11 protein-coding genes are annotated in these 15,969 nt (G+C 72.3%); 3 read left to right on the top strand and 8 right to left on the bottom strand.

Going from position 1 to position 15,969, the window contains the following annotated elements:
- Positions 1–38: 38 nt before the first annotated feature.
- The 5 genes from ACWDR0_RS10790 to ACWDR0_RS10810 form a co-directional block, all read right to left on the bottom strand.
- Positions 39–1,037 carry an ABC transporter permease gene (locus ACWDR0_RS10790; protein WP_456351300.1) on the bottom strand — a complete coding sequence of 333 codons (999 nt, stop codon included), beginning with the start codon at positions 1,035–1,037 and terminating at the stop codon, positions 39–41.
- Complete coding sequence (locus ACWDR0_RS10795) at positions 1,024–1,968, bottom strand: ABC transporter ATP-binding protein (protein ID WP_456351301.1); 945 nt, start codon at positions 1,966–1,968, stop codon at positions 1,024–1,026. Before ACWDR0_RS10795 ends, ACWDR0_RS10790 begins: the two co-directional genes overlap by 14 nt.
- Before the next feature lie 229 nt (positions 1,969–2,197).
- A complete protein-coding gene (locus ACWDR0_RS10800) occupies positions 2,198–3,535 on the bottom strand; it encodes a LolA family protein (RefSeq protein ID WP_456351302.1) in 1,338 nt (445 codons plus the stop codon).
- Positions 3,536–3,803: 268 nt separating this feature from the next.
- Positions 3,804–4,667, bottom strand: a complete 864-nt coding sequence (locus ACWDR0_RS10805; RefSeq protein WP_456351303.1) for a nucleotidyltransferase domain-containing protein — start codon at positions 4,665–4,667, stop codon at positions 3,804–3,806.
- 133 nt (positions 4,668–4,800) lie between these two features.
- Positions 4,801–5,811, bottom strand: coding sequence for a polyprenyl synthetase family protein (locus tag ACWDR0_RS10810; RefSeq protein WP_456351304.1), 1,011 nt, complete (start codon positions 5,809–5,811; stop codon positions 4,801–4,803).
- 341 nt (positions 5,812–6,152) lie between these two features.
- Here ACWDR0_RS10810 and ACWDR0_RS10815 point away from each other — a divergent pair, with 341 nt between their 5' ends.
- The 3 genes from ACWDR0_RS10815 (at position 6,153) to ACWDR0_RS10825 (ending at position 10,774) form a co-directional block, all read left to right on the top strand.
- Positions 6,153–8,732, top strand: coding sequence for a CocE/NonD family hydrolase (locus ACWDR0_RS10815; RefSeq protein WP_456351305.1), 2,580 nt, complete (start codon positions 6,153–6,155; stop codon positions 8,730–8,732).
- A gap of 77 nt (positions 8,733–8,809) precedes the next feature.
- Positions 8,810–10,057, top strand: coding sequence for a fumarylacetoacetase (gene fahA, locus ACWDR0_RS10820; RefSeq protein WP_456351306.1), 1,248 nt, complete (start codon positions 8,810–8,812; stop codon positions 10,055–10,057).
- A gap of 96 nt (positions 10,058–10,153) precedes the next feature.
- A complete protein-coding gene (locus ACWDR0_RS10825) occupies positions 10,154–10,774 on the top strand; it encodes a Uma2 family endonuclease (protein WP_456351307.1) in 621 nt (206 codons plus the stop codon).
- 76 nt (positions 10,775–10,850) lie between these two features.
- Here the strand turns inward: ACWDR0_RS10825 and nuoN are convergent, their stop codons facing one another.
- From nuoN to nuoL, 3 genes are read right to left on the bottom strand one after another with little or no spacing between them, the layout of a single operon-like run.
- Positions 10,851–12,500: an NADH-quinone oxidoreductase subunit NuoN gene (gene nuoN / locus ACWDR0_RS10830; RefSeq protein WP_456351308.1), complete on the bottom strand. Its 1,650-nt coding sequence runs from the start codon at positions 12,498–12,500 to the stop codon at positions 10,851–10,853.
- Positions 12,497–14,065 (bottom strand): NADH-quinone oxidoreductase subunit M, encoded by a 1,569-nt coding sequence (locus ACWDR0_RS10835; RefSeq protein WP_456351309.1) that lies wholly within the window; start codon positions 14,063–14,065, stop codon positions 12,497–12,499. The genes nuoN and ACWDR0_RS10835 overlap by 4 nt, the downstream gene beginning before the upstream one ends.
- 5 nt (positions 14,066–14,070) lie before the next feature.
- A complete protein-coding gene (nuoL, locus tag ACWDR0_RS10840; protein ID WP_456351310.1) occupies positions 14,071–15,966 on the bottom strand; it encodes an NADH-quinone oxidoreductase subunit L in 1,896 nt (631 codons plus the stop codon).
- Between the last annotated feature and the right edge of the window lie 3 nt (positions 15,967–15,969).

The following is a 15,969-nucleotide window of genomic DNA, read 5'->3' on the forward strand; positions in this document are numbered from 1 at the left end:
ATGCGGTCGTGTGCGGCCCGGCCGGTGCGCCCGGGCCGTCAGGCCGTGATGTCCTTGGTGGTGAACCGCGCCCAGGCCGCCGATCCCAGCACCGCGACATACAGCGCCTGGAGCCCCAGGTTCTTCCGGATTTCGGCCCAGTGGACCGGATCGCGCAGCAGATCCGAGAAGGACAGCCAGTAGTTCGGGAAGAGATACGGGTGGACCACGTCCAACTGCGGGATCGAGCCCAGGATCTGCACGGTGATCACCAGGCCGACGGTGGTGGCCATGGCCGCGATCCCGCTGCCGGTCAGGGTGGAGACGAAGATCCCGAGCGCGGCGACCCCCGCCAGTGAGAGCGCGACGACCAGGGCGACCGCCGCGGCCCGCAGCAGCCCGTCCGCGAAGGAGATCCGCGTCCCCGAGATCGTCGTGACGTCCCCGAGGGGGAACAGGACCGCCCCGACCACCAGCGCGGACGCCGCCACGACAAAGGTCGCCAGCAGGCAGAACGCCAGCGCCGTCGTGAACTTGGCGAGCAGCAGCCGGGTCCGTCCGGCGGGGGCGACCAGCAGATACCGCAGGGTGCCGGAGGCCGACTCCCCCGCGACCGCGTCGCCCGCGATCACCCCGACCGCCATCGGCAGGAACACCGGCAGTGTGGCGGCGAGCGCGGCGAAGACCAGGAACAGACCGTTGTTGGTGACCTGGGAGATAAAAGCGGGGCCTTCCCCACCGCCCTCGCCGCCGCCACCGCCGCCTCCCCCGCCGGTCTCGATCCGTACGGCGACACCGATCAGCACCGGTACGGCGGCGAGCACCCCGAGCAGGGCGATCGTGCGCCAGCGGCGCAGGGTGATCAGCAGCTCCGAGCGGAACAGCCCCAGCGTCCACAGCGCCCCGCGGGCCTCCGCGCCCCCGGCGCCCCCGGTCCCGGCGACCGCGGCGGGCCCCTCCACCACCGGATCCACCACCGGATCCGCCACCAGGCCCGGACCCGGCACCGGCCCCGTCACCGGGTCCGGCACCGGCCGGTCCGTCTCAGCCCGCGACATCGAATCCCTCTCCCGTCAGCGCCACGAACGCGTCCTCCAGCGACGCCCGCTCCACCCCGAATCCGCGCACCCGCACCCCCGCCGCGACCAGCGCCGCGGTCAGCTCCGCGAGTTCGGCCCCGGGGCCCGGCGGATCGCCGGTGACCCGGTCGCTCCCGGCTTCGGCGGCGACCTCGGTGATGCCCCGTTCCTTGAGCACCCGGGCGGCCTCCTCCGTATCCGGTGTGAGCACGGTCAGCCGCCCCCGGGCCCGCGCCGCCAGTTCGGCGACGGAGCCCTGGGTGAGCAGTCTGCCCCGGGCCATCACCGCGGCATGGGTACAGACCTGTTCGATCTCGTCGAGGAGGTGGGAGGAGAGGAAGACGGTCGTGCCGTCGGCGGCGAGTTCCCTGACGAGGGCCCTGATCTCCCGCATGCCCTGCGGGTCGAGCCCGTTCGTCGGCTCGTCGAGTACGAGGAGCTGCCGGGGCCGCAGCAGGGCCGCGGCCAGTCCGAGGCGCTGTTTCATCCCCAGGGAGTACGCCTTGGCCTTCTTCTCCGCCGCCGGGGCCAGGCCCACCCGTTCCAGGGCGGCGGCGACCCGGGCGCGCCGGGTGCGGGGGTCGGCGGTGGGGTCCGCGGCGTCGAACCGGAGCAGATTGTCCCGGCCGCTGAGGAAGCCGTAGAGAGCCGGGCCCTCGATCAGCGCGCCCACCTTCGGCAGGACCCGGCCGGCCGCGGCGGGCATCGCCTCGCCGAGCACCGTCGCCCGGCCGGCGGTCGGTTCGATCAGCCCCATCAGCATCCGGATGGTGGTGGTCTTGCCCGAGCCGTTCGGCCCGAGGAAGCCGAAGACGCTGCCGGCGGGCACGGTGAGGTCGAGCCGGTCGACGGCGAGCTGGCCGCCCCGGAAGCGCTTGGTGAGCCCCCGCGTCTCGATGACCGCTGTCATTCCGTCCCCCGATTCCCGCCGTACGTCATGCCCGCGCCCGCCCGGGTACGCCCCCGGACGCCCGGCACCCGGGACCGGCCGCCGGTTCCGTCCACCGTACGCCCGCGGCGCACCGGCCGGGCGGACAGGCGCATACCCCCGGGCACCGCCCGAAGGCGGCACCCGGGGGATCCGGCCGGCCCGCGCAGGGTCCGCCTCCGGACGGACGGCGCTACTCCGCCGGCACGTTCTAGCGGTCGGCGTTCGCCGCCTTCACCAGCGCGTCCTTGGTGACGGCACCCACGTACACCGTGCCGTCGTCCGTCATCAGGGCATTGACCAGGCGGGTCTTGAAGACCGTGCCCGAGCCGAACTTCCCGCTGACCGAGTCGCTGAAGGAGCCGAGGAGCTTGTCGGCCTCCGGCGGCAGCGCGCCGCCCCCGGAGCCGGTGGCACCCGCGGCGGCCGGGGTGCCGATCCTGGCGACGGCGTTCCAGCCCTCGCCGATCACCTTGGTGTCGCCGGACTCGCCGAGACCGCCGAGGTCGCCCAGGCCGCCGAAGCCGGATCCGGGGCCGAAGCCGCCGTTCCGCCCTTTGCCGTCCGCCTTCTTCTCCGCGGCCGCGCCGGCCTTCTCCGCTTCCTTCCGCAGGTCCTCCGCGTCCTTCACGGTGGCGCCCTTGGGCGGGGTGAACGCGAAGTTCGAGGCGGCGGGCTTACCGAAGTCGACCTTGGTGAAGCCGACGTCGACGGCGGCCTTGCCCCCGGAGAACGGAACGACGGTGAACTTCAGCGGCGTTCCGGTCTTCGAGTCGACCGCGATCTTCACCGAACCGATCGTCGATCCGCTCCCCTTCGGCTCGACGACGAGCTGGTAGGCGGAGCGCCCGGCGACCCGGACCGTGCCGTCGACCGTGACCGATGTCGACTTCTCGGCGGCCTTCAGCACCTCGGCGGCGAGCGTCTTGGGCGTGGGCAGCTCCTTCGGCGCGGTGGAGTGCTTCGCCGCGCCGCCGGCCTTCCCGCTCCCGGCCTTCCCGCCGCCGGTCCCGGTGCCCTTGTGGTGGAAGACCTCGTTCGAGGCGCTGTCGTACGCCCACACCTCGTCGCCGTTGCGGATCAGGCTGTACTCGGAGGTCTTCTCGACGATCGACACCTTCTGCCGCTCGGGGCCGTCGATCGCCACCCGCAGGGTGTGCTTGCCGGTGGCCAGCTGCGCCAGCTTGGCGTCCGGGGCCGCCGACGAACCCCCGCCGTCCTTGCCGGCGCCCCCGCCGCCGTGGCCCGCGCCGCCGAGGAAGGAGCCCGCGACATCCGCGATACCGGGGAGCCCGAGATCAGTGCTGATCTTCACCGAGCCGGACAGCTGCTGGGTGTCGGAGGCCGCGATCTTCTCGATCAGCTCCTGGGCGGTGATCTGCGGCAGGTCCGGGTCTCCGGAGGCGGCGAGGGCCGGGACGAGCCCGATGGTCGCCGCCGCGACTCCGGCGACCGCCACCGGAAGGGCGTAGCGCGCCGCGCGGCGACGCCGGTTGCCGGGCTCCCCCGTCTCCTGGCCGGTCCGTGCGCTGTCGTCGTTCGGTGCCATGGTGTGGCCTACCTCCGTGGTCACGTGGTTCACGTGGTCGTTCGGAAGCGGTACGGCGCAGTGCCGGTGCGGTGCGAGGCGCCGCCGTGCGCGCGCCGTGGTCCGGCGCTGTCGCGTGCGGCGCGACGGTGTGCATGCCCTGCAGTGCTGTGCCGTGCTTCCCGAGCAGTGGTTCCATCTGACCAAATCACCGGCGTCCGGGCGTCAATCCGCGGGAGCAATTGGGCGTACTGCTGAAGGATGACGGCCGGGGCCCCGGCTCCCCCGTTCAGCCCCCTCGTATGGGGGAGAACCCCGGGACCGGCGTCGGGGGCATCCCTGTTGCGGAGTCCGGGTCCGGCGCCCCGCCGAAGTCGTGGCCTGCGGCTATGCGGTGGACCCGGGGCCGCAGGAACTCCAGGGTCAGCTCGGCCCGCCGGGCCCGCCATTCGTCCGAGGCGCCGGCCGGGTCGTCGGCGTACCTCCGCCGCCGTACGTCCGCGACGACCGCGGCGGGGGCGCCGAGCCGGGCCAGGACACCGAGCGCCTCGGCCTTGCTGATCAGCCGGCCGTCCCGGAGGGTGACCACGGCCCGGGCGAGGGTCAGCATCCCGAAGTCGACCCAAATGTCGGCGTGGAACAGCTTCTCGTCGTCGAGGTGCGGCAGCCAGTACTCCGTCAGGTCCCGCACGATGAACTCCCGGAGCTGCCGCTCCGTCACCTCGGGGAGGAGCCCCGTCGGCGGCAGGCCGTCCAGTACCAGGCCGAAGCGGTGGAGTTCGCTCCGGGTGACGGGGGTGACGGGCCGCCGGAACAGCTCCCGGTGGGCCCAGGTCAGGTGCTCGTGCCGGGGGTCCGCCAGTTCCGTCACGGCGACATAGCTGCAGTGCAGCTTCTCCGCGACCGGCCCGGCGCCCTCCAGGCCGCGGTGGAAGGCGGCGAGCCGCCGCTCCTCCTGCCGGGTGCACGGCCGTTCGACAACCGCGATCAGGTCCAGGTCGGAGCGGCCGGGACGGTAGTCCGTGCCCGCGGCGACGGATCCATGGGCCCAGACCGCGACCGGCCGCACCACGGACCGCAGTTCCTCGGTGAAGCGGGAGAGCAGTCGGTCGGTGGCCGGGTCCGCCGTCGGAGAGGTCTTCGTCGAGGTCATGGGAGCAAGTCTGACCGGACGGACGCCGGAACGGCAGACCGCGTCGGCGCGGCCCGGCAGCGGGCGGAAGGGCCGCTCGGGCCCGGCGGCGGGGGAAGGGGCCGCTCGGCCCGGCGGCGGGTGGAAGGGCCGCTCAGCCCGCCCGGTGCACCACCGCGTCGCACAGCTCTTCCAGCGCGGCCTTCGCATAGCACTCCGGCAGCGGGGCCAGCATCGCGCGGGCCTCCTCGGCGTACCGGATGGTGTCCTTCCGGGCGCGCTCCAGGGCGGGGTGGGCGCGCAGCCCGGCGAGCACCTCGGCGTGCCGTGCGTCGTCCGTCAGATCGCCGTCGAGGAGCGCGACCAGCGCCAGGTCCTCGGGACGGCCCTCAGCCGCGGCCCGGGCCCGGAGGTGGAGCACCGGCAGGGTGGGGATGCCCTCGCGGAGGTCGGTCCCGGGCGTCTTGCCGGACTCGTGGGAGTCGCTGGCGATGTCGAGGACGTCGTCGGCGAGCTGGAAGGCCACCCCGAGACGCTCGCCGTACTGGGTGAGGATGTCCGTGACGCCCTCGTCGGCGCCGGACATCATCGCGCCGAAGCGGCCGGAGACCGCGATCAGCGAACCCGTCTTCCCGCCGATGACGTCCAGGTAGTGCTCGACCGGGTCGCGTCCGTCGCGCGGTCCCGCGGTCTCCAGGATCTGGCCGGTGACCAGCCGCTCGAATGCCTCGGCCTGGATACGGACGGCCTCGGGACCGAGATCGGCGAGGATATGGGAGGCGCGGGCGAAGAGGAAGTCGCCGGTGAGGACGGCGACGGAGTTGCCCCAGCGGGCGTTGGCACTGGGCACCCCGCGCCGGACGTCGGCCTCGTCCATCACGTCGTCGTGGTAGAGCGTCGCCAGATGGGTCAGCTCGACGACGACGGCGGAGGGTACGATTCCGGGCGCGTGCGGATCGCCGAACTGCGCCGCGAGCATCACCAGCAGCGGCCGAAAGCGCTTGCCCCCGGCGCGCACCAGATGCTGGGCCGCCTCGGTGATGAACGGCACCTCGCTCTTGGTGGCTTCGAGCAGACCCGCCTCCACGGCCGACAGTCCGTTCTGGACATCGGCTTCGAGAGCCTGGTCCCGCACGCTCAGCCCGAACGGTCCGACGACGGTCACGAGGGGGTCTCCTGTCTGCTGATAATCACACGGATTGTCGATGTGTCTCCGGATTCACTCAAGTCAGCGTATCCGGTCGCGTTTGGATCACCGTGGGCGCCTTCCCGCCGCCGCCGGTATGTTCGTGATCAGTAGATACGACCAGAGGTGAGCCCTTTCGGCGGTATCGACGACGGCCGCTTCGCCCGCCCCCGCGAACGGCTCCGGGGCGGTCCCGGAGACGCCGCCGGGACGGCCCGTTCCGGCCCCGTCCCGAGCCCGTTTCCCGGCCCCCGACCGGGGACCGGACGGCTCCGGACCGCCGCCAGGGCGCACCCGTACCCGCGCACCGAGGCCACGCCATGCGCCAGCACCCCGAACCGTACGACCACACCTCTCACGACGACCCCACCCGTACCGGCCCGGCGCCCGCCCACGGACCGTACACCCCCGGCCCGCACGGCCATGACCGGCCCGGCTCCGGGGCCGTCTCCGCCGCCGGGCCGGAAGCCGGGGCGGGAACGGGAACGGGAACGGACGCCGGGCCGGGAGCCTGGCCAGGAACCGGACCGGGAACGGGAGCCGGGCCGGAAGCAGGACCGGAAGCAGGACCGGAAGCAGGGCCGTACGAAATCCGGCAGGACGACCTCCGTATCCCGCTCGCCGACGGCGTCCATCTCCATGCCCGGGTCCGGCGCCCGGTCACCGACACCCCCGTCCCCGTGCTGCTCGAATACGCCCCCGAGCGGCTCACCGATGCCACCGCGGCCCGCGACGCCCGGCGTCATCCCTGGTACGCGGCCCACGGCTATGCCTCCGTACGCGTCGATGCCCGGGGCCACGGCGCCGGCGAGGGCCTGCCGACCGGCCGGTGGGGCGGGTCCGGGCGCTCGCTCGCCCTCGACGCGGCGGCGGACGCCGCGGACGCCGCCCGGGTCGTCGGAGAGCTGGCGGCGCTGCCGTGGAGCAACGGCCGGATCGGCATGTTCGGTCTGGGGCCGGGTGCCGCGATCGCCCTGCGGACCGCGGCGCTGGCCCCGGAGGGGCTCCGGGCGGTCGTCGTGGCCGACGCCTGTCTCGACCCGTACGGCGAGGACGGCGCCCTGCTCGGCGGCGCCGTCGCGGCCGACGCCCTGCACGCGCGCTCCACGGCACTGCTGGCCGCGCTCTGTGCCCCGCCGGACCCGCTGTACGCGGGGGACCGCTGGCGGGAACTGTGGACGGCCCGGACGGCGGCGGTGGAGCCACCGCTGTACGGCGCCCTGGCGCACCAGCTCCGCGACGACCACTGGGGCGTCTGGTCGGCGCCCGCGGCGGGCCCGGGGCCCGGGCCCGCCGCGGGGCCCGCCACCGGCTCGGTCCGGGCCGCCGTGCTCGCCGTGAGCGGCTGGTACTCCCCCTTCCGCGACACCGTGCTCGCGCTGCTGGACGCCCTGCCCCCGGACCGGGTGCGGGGGCTGATCGGCCCCTGGGCGCACCATTACCCCGACGAGCCGGGGCCGGGCCCCGCGACCGGTTTCCTCCACGAGACGCTGCGCTGGTGGGAACGGCATCTGAACCCCGCACCCCCGGCGGCCGGGCGCCCCGGCCGCGCCCCCTCCCCTCTTCCCGGGTACGGCCCCGCCCCGGCCGGACCGGCCCCCGGTGACGGCGGGGCCGGTGACACCCCGCCCGGACCGGCCCCACGCCGCGCCGCACCCGTCGTCCCTTCCGACAACGGGCCCGAACCCTCCCCCGACCCCGCGCTGCTGGTCCGTATCACCGGCCCCGGCGCCATGTCCTCGACCACCCCCAGGGGCCCCACCACCCCCGCCGAGCCCGGCGAGACGCCCGGCGCCACCACGCCCGGCGCACCCTCCCCCGACCTCTCCCCCTCCCCATCCCCCGGCCGCTGGATCGCGCTCCCCGTCTGGCCTTCCCCGGACATCCGGACGGTCTCCTTCGCCCTCCGGGGCACCCCCGTCCCCGTCGTCTCCCCGCAGCACACCGGCGCGGACGCGGGCCGCCCCCTCCCGGAGACGGGCCGGACGTCGGATCTTCCGCCCGATCAGCGGGAGGAGGACGCGCGCTCCGTGTGCTTCGAATTCCCCGTCCCGGGTGACGGCGTCACCGTGCTGGGCCGCCCCCGGGTGACGCTGCGGCTCCGGATGGACGTCCCCCACGGGCAGCTCGCCGTACGGCTGTGCGATCTCGCGCCCGACGGCTCGTCCTCGCTGATCACCCGGGGTGTGCTGAACCTGGCGGCCCGCCACGGCCCCGAGCGGTCCCGCGCCTGGCCCCCGGGGGCGGTCGAGGACGTGCCGCTGGAGCTGGCCGCGGCGGGGTACGCCGTACCGCCCGGTCACCGCCTCCGGCTCGCGGTCTCCTCCGCCTACTGGCCGTGGGTCTGGCCGGCGCCCGGCTCGTCGGCCGGGTTCGTCCTGCTTCCGGAGGGCTCCCGGCTGGACCTTCCGGTGTACGGGGGCCCTGCGGCACCGGCCCGGCACCCGGGTCCGCCGGAGCGGGTGGAACCGCTCGGCATCGTCTCCCCGGCCCCGCTCACCGCCCCCGGGGAACGCCGCCCGGAACGGGCCCTGACCCGGGACCTCGGCACGGACGAATGGCGGCTCGACACCGACCCGCGCCGCTGGGGCGCGGAGGGCGCGAGCCGGGTCCACCCGGACGGTCTCGAAGTCTTCGAGGAGGCCCGGGAGGTGCGGTCGGTCCGGTCGGACGATCCGCTCTCCGCCCGCGCCGAAACATCCCGGACGCTCCGCTTCCACCGGCCCGAAGCGGCCTGGGACATCACCGTCGAGGTCCGCTCGGTCCTCTTCTGCGACGCGGCGGACTTCGTCGCCGAGGACGAGGTGATCTGCCGGGAGCACCGCGGGGGCGGACCGTCGCGCGGGGAGGTGGTCTTCCACCGCAGTTGGGTGAAACGTTTCCCCCGGATGGCGGGATAGCGGCACCCTGCCGGTCCCGTGCGTCCCCCACGTAACGTGTGACCCGCAATCGCGAACCCGCGAACGCCGAGAGCAGCATGGAAAGCGAGGCAGGCACCGTGTCCGAGCAGAGCCCGCTCGACCTGGCGGAGGGCGACCCCTTCGGCCCGCACAACCTCCCCTACGGCGTCTTCACCACCCCCGCCGAACCGGACCGCCGCCGGATCGGTGTCCGCATCGGACGGTACGTGCTCGACGCGGGAGCGGCCGCACTCGCCCTCGGCTCCCCCTACGCCGCGCTCCTGGACCGCCCCTCCCTCAACCCCCTGCTCGCGGCCGGGCGCACCACCTGGCGGGACGTCCGCCGGGCACTGACCGCCTGGGTGACGGTCCCCGCCCACCGGGCCGCCGTGGAGCCGCTGCTGCACCCGCTGGACTCCGTGGTGCTCCATCTCCCGTACGAGGTCGCGGACTACGTCGACTTCTACGCCAGCGAGCACCACGCCACCAATGTGGGCCGGATGTTCCGCCCGGACAGCGAGCCGCTGACCCCCAACTGGAAGCACCTCCCGATCGGTTACCACGGCCGCGCGGGCACCGTGGTGGTCTCGGGGACGGAGATCGTACGGCCCCGGGGACAGCGCAAGGCCCCGGCGGATCCGGCGCCCGTGTTCGGACCGTCGGCGAAGCTCGACATCGAGGCGGAGGTCGCCTTCCTCGTCGGTACCCCGACCGCGCCCGGCAGCCCGGTGCCGCTCGCCGACTTCCGTGAGCACGTGTTCGGGCTCTCGCTGCTCAACGACTGGTCGGCGCGGGACGTCCAGGCATGGGAGTACGTACCGCTGGGCCCGTTCCTCGGGAAGTCCTTCGCCACCTCGGTCTCGGCCTGGGTCACCCCGCTCGAAGCCCTGGACGCGGCCCGCACCGCGCCGCCCGCCCGGGACGTCCCGCCGCTGCCCTACCTCGACGACTCCGCCGAGGAGGAGCCGGGCGGCTTCGACATCCGGATCTCGGTCGCCGTCAACGGCGAGGTGATCGCCGAGCCGCCGTTCGCCACCATGTACTGGACGGCGGCCCAGCAGCTGGCCCATATGACGGTGAACGGCGCCTCGCTGCGCACGGGCGACCTCTTCGCCTCCGGCACGGTCAGCGGCCCGGAGCTCCACCAGCGGGGCTCCCTGCTGGAGCTGACCTGGAACGGCCGCGACGCCCTCGAACTCCCCACCGGCAAGCGCACCTTCCTGGAGGACGGCGACACGGTCACCCTGACCGCCTGGGCCCCGGGCCCCGACGGCACCCGCACCGGCCTCGGCGAGGTCACGGGCCGCATCACGCCGTCCCGCTGAACCGGACGGCGTCAGCTCCGGTCACTCGTTCACCCGCGGGAAGGGGGTCCTCCCCCTTCCCGCCCGGTGCGCTGATCGCATCGGCACACTGCGCGTATGGCGGACGATACGGAAGCAGGACTCGGACGGCTCTGCCCGGAGCACTGCTGGCCGAGGCCGCCGGACGGCGGCTGGACGGCGGACGATCTGGATACCCTCCCGGGCCTGCCCCCGCATACGGAACTGATCGACGGCAGCCTGGTCTTCGCCTGTCGGCAGAACCTGTTCCACACCAGGACGATCAGCTGCCTCGCCCGGGCACTGGGGCAACGGCCCCCGCCCGGCTGCGAAGTACTCTGTCGGTTCACCATCGACATCGACCGTCAGAACCGGCCCGAACCGGATGTCTCGGTGGTGGAGGCGCACGCGATCACGGATCTTTGCCAGACCCGACTCCCCGCCTCCTCCGTCCTTCTCGCCGTCGAGGTCGTCTCCCCCGAATCCGTCAGCCGGGACCGTGAGACCAAGCCCCTCAAGTACGCCCGCGCCGGGATCCCCCACTACTGGCGGGTGGAGAACGACGAGGGCCGGGCCGTCGTCTACGTCTTCGAACGGGAGCCGGCCACCGGGCAGTACGTGGCCACCGGCATCTTCCACGACCGGCTGAAGGTCTCCGTGCCCTTCCCGGTCGACCTCGACCTCACCGAGATCACCCCCCGCCGCTCCCGGCGCGGTTGAGTCGCACGCACCGACGCCCCGGGGCCCGGCATCCGATTCAGGATGCCGGGCCCCGGGGCGTACGCGTCGGGCCGGGTCAGCGGACGAAGACGCCCGCCTGGTTCGCCAGGTCCAGGAAGTACTGCGGGGCGACGCCCAGGACCAGGGTGACCGCGACGCCGATGCCGATGGCGCCGACGGTCAGGGCCGAGGGGACCGCGACCGTGGGGCCGTTGGGCTTCGGTTCGCTGAAGAACATCAGCACGATGACCCGGATGTAGAAGAACGCGGCGATCGCGGAGGAGATCACACCGACCACGACCAGCGCCCCGGCGCCGCTCTCCGCAGCCGCCTTGAAGACGGCGAACTTTCCGGAGAAGCCGGAGGTGAGCGGGATTCCGGCAAAGGCCAGGAGGAAGATCGCGAAGACCGCCGCCACCAGGGGGGAGCGCCGGCCGAGGCCGGCCCACTGGGAGAGATGGGTGGCTTCGCCGCCCGCGTCGCGGACGAGGGTGACGACCGCGAAGGCGCCGAGGGTCACAAAGGAGTAGGCGCCCAGATAGAAGAGGACGGACGAGATGCCGTCCGGCGACACCGCGATCACACCGGCCATGATGAACCCGGCGTGGGCGATGGAGGAGTAGGCCAGCAGCCGCTTGATATCGGTCTGGGTGATGGCGATGATCGCGCCGGCCAGCATGGTCAGGATCGCCACGCCCCACAGCACCGGCCGCCAGTCCCACTTCAGGCCCGGCAGCACCACGTACATCAGGCGCAGCAGGGCCCCGAAGGCGGCCACCTTGGTCGCCGCGGCCATGAAGCCGGTGACCGGGGTGGGGGCGCCCTGGTAGACGTCCGGGGTCCACATATGGAAGGGGACCGCGCCGACCTTGAAGAGCAGGCCCATCAGGACCAGCGCCGAACCGATCAGCAGCAGTGCGTCGTTGCCCATGGTGCCGGCGAGCGCCGGGTCGATGGTCCGGACGCTGCCGTCCACGACATCGGCGATCTTCGCGTACGAGACGGAGCCCGCGTAGCCGTAGAGCAGGGCGACGCCGAAGAGCAGGAACGCCGAGGAGAACGCCCCGAGCAGGAAGTACTTGACGGCCGCTTCCTGCGACATCAGCCGCTTGCGCCGGGCGAGGGCGCAGAGCAGATAGAGCGGGAGGGAGAAGACCTCCAGCGCGATGAAGAGCGTCAGCAGGTCGTTGGCGGCCGGGAAGACCAGCATGCCCGCGACCGCGAACAGTGCCAGCGGATAGACCTCGGTGGTGGTGAAGCCCGCCCGGACCGCCGCCTTCTCGCCGTCGCTGCCGGGGACGGCAGCGGCCTGGGCGACGAAGGAGTCGACCGCGCTGCCGTGGGTCTCGGGGTCGAGCTTGCGCTCCGCGAAGGTGAAAACGGCGACCAGGGAGACCAGCAGGATCGTGCCCTGGAGGAAGAGCGTCGGACCGTCGATCGCGATCGCGCCCATGGCGGCGATGTTCACCTTGGAGGTGCCGTAGCCGCCCTCGGCGAGGGCGATCACCGCGGCGAAGGCGGCGACGAGCGCCACCGAGGCCAGCGCCACCTGGGCGGTGTAGCGGGCCCTGCGCGGCAGGAACGCCTCCAGCAGGAGGCCCACGATCGCCGCGCTGACGACGATCAGGATGGGTGCCAGCTGGCCGTACTCGATATCGGGTGCGTTGATCTTGTCGATCGGCTCGGCCGCCGTTGTCCACAGGGTGTGGACAGATGTCGGGCTCACTTGGCCTCCACCTCCGGCCGGGGGTCCTTCTGCTGTACGTCGGACAGGGTGTGCTCCACCGCCGGGTTCACGATCTCCGTCACCGGCTTGGGGTAGACACCGAGGAGGAGGAGCAGCGCGATCAGCGGGGTGATCACGGCCAGTTCACGCGGCCGCAGATCGGGCATGTTCCGGACTTCCTCCTTGACCGGGCCGGTCATCGTCCGCTGGTAGAGGACGAGGACGTAGAGCGCGGCCAGCACGATGCCGGAGGTCGCGACGATCCCGGCGACGGGATAGCGCGAGAAGGTGCCCACCAGCACCAGGAACTCGGAGACGAAGGGCGCCAGCCCGGGCAGCGACAGGGTCGCCAGACCGCCGATCAGGAAGGTCCCCGCGAGAACGGGCGCCACCTTCTGCACTCCGCCGTAGTCGGCGATGAGCCGGGAGCCGCGCCGGGAGATCAGGAAGCCGGCGACCAGCATCAGCGCGGCCGTCGAGATGCCGTGGTTGACCATGTAGAGCGTGGCGCCGGACTGCCCCTGGGAGGTCATCGCGAAGATGCCCAGGACGATGAACCCGAAGTGCGAGATGGAGGCATAGGCCACCAGCCGCTTGATATCGCGCTGGCCGACCGCGAGCAGCGCCCCGTAGACGATGCTGACCAGCGCCAGCACGATGATGACCGGGGTGGCCCACTGCGATGCCTCCGGGAAGAGCTGGAGACAGAAGCGGAGCATCGCGAAGGTGCCGACCTTGTCGACGACGGCGGTGATCAGCACCGCGACGGGCGCGGTGGACTCGCCCATCGCGTTGGGCAGCCAGGTGTGCAGCGGCCAGAGCGGCGCCTTGATGGCGAAGGCGAAGAAGAAGCCGAGGAACAGCAGCCGCTCGGTGTTGGTCGCCATGTCCAGCTGGCCGCTCGCCCGGGCCTCGGCGATCTCCGAGAGCGAGAAGCTCCCGGCGACCACATAGAGCCCGATCACCGCGGCCAGCATGATCAGCCCGCCGACCAGGTTGTACAGCAGGAACTTGACCGCCGCGTAGGACCGCTGGGCGGCCGCGTTCTCGTCGGTGCCCTGGTGCGCCCGGTCCCCGAAGCCTCCGATGAGGAAGTACATCGGGATGAGCATGGCTTCGAAGAGGATGTAGAAGAGGAAGACGTCGGTGGCCTCGAAGGAGAGGATCACCATCGCCTCGACCATCAGGATCAGGGCGAAGAAGCCCTGGGTGGGACGCCAGCGCGAACTGCCGGTCTCCACCGGGTCCGCGTCGTTCCACCCGGCCAGGATGATGAAGGGGATCAGCAGCGCGGTCAGCGCGATCATCACCGCGCCGATACCGTCCACGCCCAGTTCGTACCGGACGCCGAAGTCGGCGATCCACGCACGGGACTCGGTCAGCTGATAGCGCGCCCCGCCCGGTTCGAACCGGACCAGGACGATCGCCGCCAGCACCAGCGTCGCCAGGGAGAACAGCAGCGCCAGATACTTGGCTGCCTCCTTGCGCGCCGCGGGCACGGCGGCGGTGACGATCGCCCCGACTGCCGGGACCACCGCCGTCGCCGTAAGGAGCGGGAAGGACATCGCAGTTACACCGCCCTCATCAGCAGGGTCGCGGCGATCAGCACCGCCGTACCTCCGAACATCGAGACGGCGTACGAGCGGACGTAGCCGTTCTGGAGCTTGCGCAGCCGGCCGGAGAGTCCGCCGACGGACGCCGCCGTGCCGTTGACCACGCCGTCCACCAGGGAGTGGTCGACATAGACCAGGGAGCGGGTGAGGTGCTCGCCGCCGCGGACCAGGACCACATGGTTGAAGTCGTCCTGGAGGAGGTCGCGGCGGGCGGCCCGGGTGAGCAGCGAACCGCGCGGGGCGGTGACCGGCACCGGCCGCCGTCCGTACATCGCCCAGGCGATACCGACGCCGACGACCATCACCACGACCGTGGCGACGGTCACGGTGAGGGCGCTGACCGGCGGATTGCCGTGGCTCTCGCCGGTGACCGGGGCCAGCCAGTGGAGGAAGCGGTCGCCGATGGCGAAGAAGCCGCCCGCGAAGACCGAGCCGAAGGCCAGCACGATCATCGGGATCGTCATGGTCTTCGGGGACTCGTGCGGATGGGGCAGCTCACCCTTCTCGTCGGGCTGCCAGCGCTGCTCGCCGAAGAAGGTCAGCACCATCACGCGGGTCATGTAGAAGGCGGTGATGGCCGCGCCCAGCAGGGTGACCCCGCCGAGGATCCAGCCCTCGGTGCCGCCCTTGGCGAAGGCGGCCTCGATGATCAGGTCCTTGGAGAAGAAGCCGGACAGCCCGGGGAAGCCGATGATGGCGAGATAGCCGAGGCCGAAGGTGACGAAGGTGACCGGCATGTACTTCCGCAGGCCGCCGTACTTCCGCATGTCGACCTCGTCGTTCATGCCGTGCATCACGGAGCCCGCGCCGAGGAACAGCCCGGCCTTGAAGAAGCCGTGCGTCACCAGGTGCATGATCGCGAAGACATAGCCGATCGGGCCGAGCCCGGCGGCCAGGATCATGTAGCCGATCTGGGACATCGTCGACCCGGCGAGGGCCTTCTTGATGTCGTCCTTGGCGCAACCGACGATCGCACCGAAGAGCAGCGTGACGGCGCCGACGATGACCACCACGAGCTGGGCGTCCGGCGAGGCGTTGAAGATCGCGCCGGAGCGGACGATCAGATAGACGCCCGCGGTCACCATCGTCGCCGCGTGGATCAGGGCCGAGACCGGGGTCGGGCCCTCCATCGCGTCCCCGAGCCAGGACTGGAGCGGTACCTGCGCCGACTTGCCGCAGGCGGCGAGGAGCAGCATCAGCCCGATACCGGTGAGCGTCGCGGAGTTCGCCTCGTCGGCCGAGGCCAGCACCGGGGCGAAGGCGAAGGTGCCGAAGGTGGTGAACATCAGCATGATGGCGATCGAGAGGCCGATGTCGCCGACCCGGTTGACCAGGAACGCCTTCTTCGCCGCGGTCGCCGCGCTGGGCTTGTGCTGCCAGAAGCCGATCAGGAGGTACGAGGCGAGACCGACGCCCTCCCAGCCGAAGTACAGCAGCAGATAGTTGTCGGCGAGGACCAGCAGCAGCATCGCCGCCAGGAAGAGGTTCAGATAGCCGAAGAAGCGGCGCCGGCGCTCGTCGTGCTCCATATAGCCGATGGAGTAGATGTGGATCAGTGTGCCCACACCGGTGATCAGCAGTACGAAGGTCATCGACAGCTGGTCGAGCTGGAAGGCGATGTCCGCCTGGAAGCCCTCGACCGGGATCCAGCTGAACAGCTTCTGGTGCAGCAGCCGGTCGTCCGCGGGGCGGCCGAGCATATCGGCGAAGAGCACCGCGCCGACCACGAAGGAAGCGGCCGCCAGCGCCGTACCGATCCAGTGGCCGGCCCGGTCGAGCCGGCGGCCGCCGCACAGCAGCACCGCCGCTCCGAACAGGGGCGCCGCGATGAGCAGCGCAATCAGGTTCTCCACGAT

The sequence above is a fragment of the Streptomyces sp. NPDC003691 genome (genome assembly GCF_053981115.1).

What these genes read in the sequence shown, in the direction of transcription:
- ACWDR0_RS10790 (WP_456351300.1), bottom strand. Translation starts at nt 1,037, where the DNA reads ATGTCGCGGGCTGAGACGGACCGGCCGGTGCCGGACCCGGTGACGGGG.
- ACWDR0_RS10795 (WP_456351301.1), bottom strand. Translation starts at nt 1,968, where the DNA reads ATGACAGCGGTCATCGAGACGCGGGGGCTCACCAAGCGCTTCCGGGGC.
- ACWDR0_RS10800 (WP_456351302.1), bottom strand. Translation starts at nt 3,535, where the DNA reads ATGGCACCGAACGACGACAGCGCACGGACCGGCCAGGAGACGGGGGAG.
- ACWDR0_RS10805 (WP_456351303.1), bottom strand. Translation starts at nt 4,667, where the DNA reads ATGACCTCGACGAAGACCTCTCCGACGGCGGACCCGGCCACCGACCGA.
- ACWDR0_RS10815 (WP_456351305.1), top strand. Translation starts at nt 6,153, where the DNA reads ATGCGCCAGCACCCCGAACCGTACGACCACACCTCTCACGACGACCCC.
- fahA (WP_456351306.1), top strand. Translation starts at nt 8,810, where the DNA reads ATGGAAAGCGAGGCAGGCACCGTGTCCGAGCAGAGCCCGCTCGACCTG.
- ACWDR0_RS10825 (WP_456351307.1), top strand. Translation starts at nt 10,154, where the DNA reads ATGGCGGACGATACGGAAGCAGGACTCGGACGGCTCTGCCCGGAGCAC.
- ACWDR0_RS10835 (WP_456351309.1), bottom strand. Translation starts at nt 14,065, where the DNA reads ATGTCCTTCCCGCTCCTTACGGCGACGGCGGTGGTCCCGGCAGTCGGG.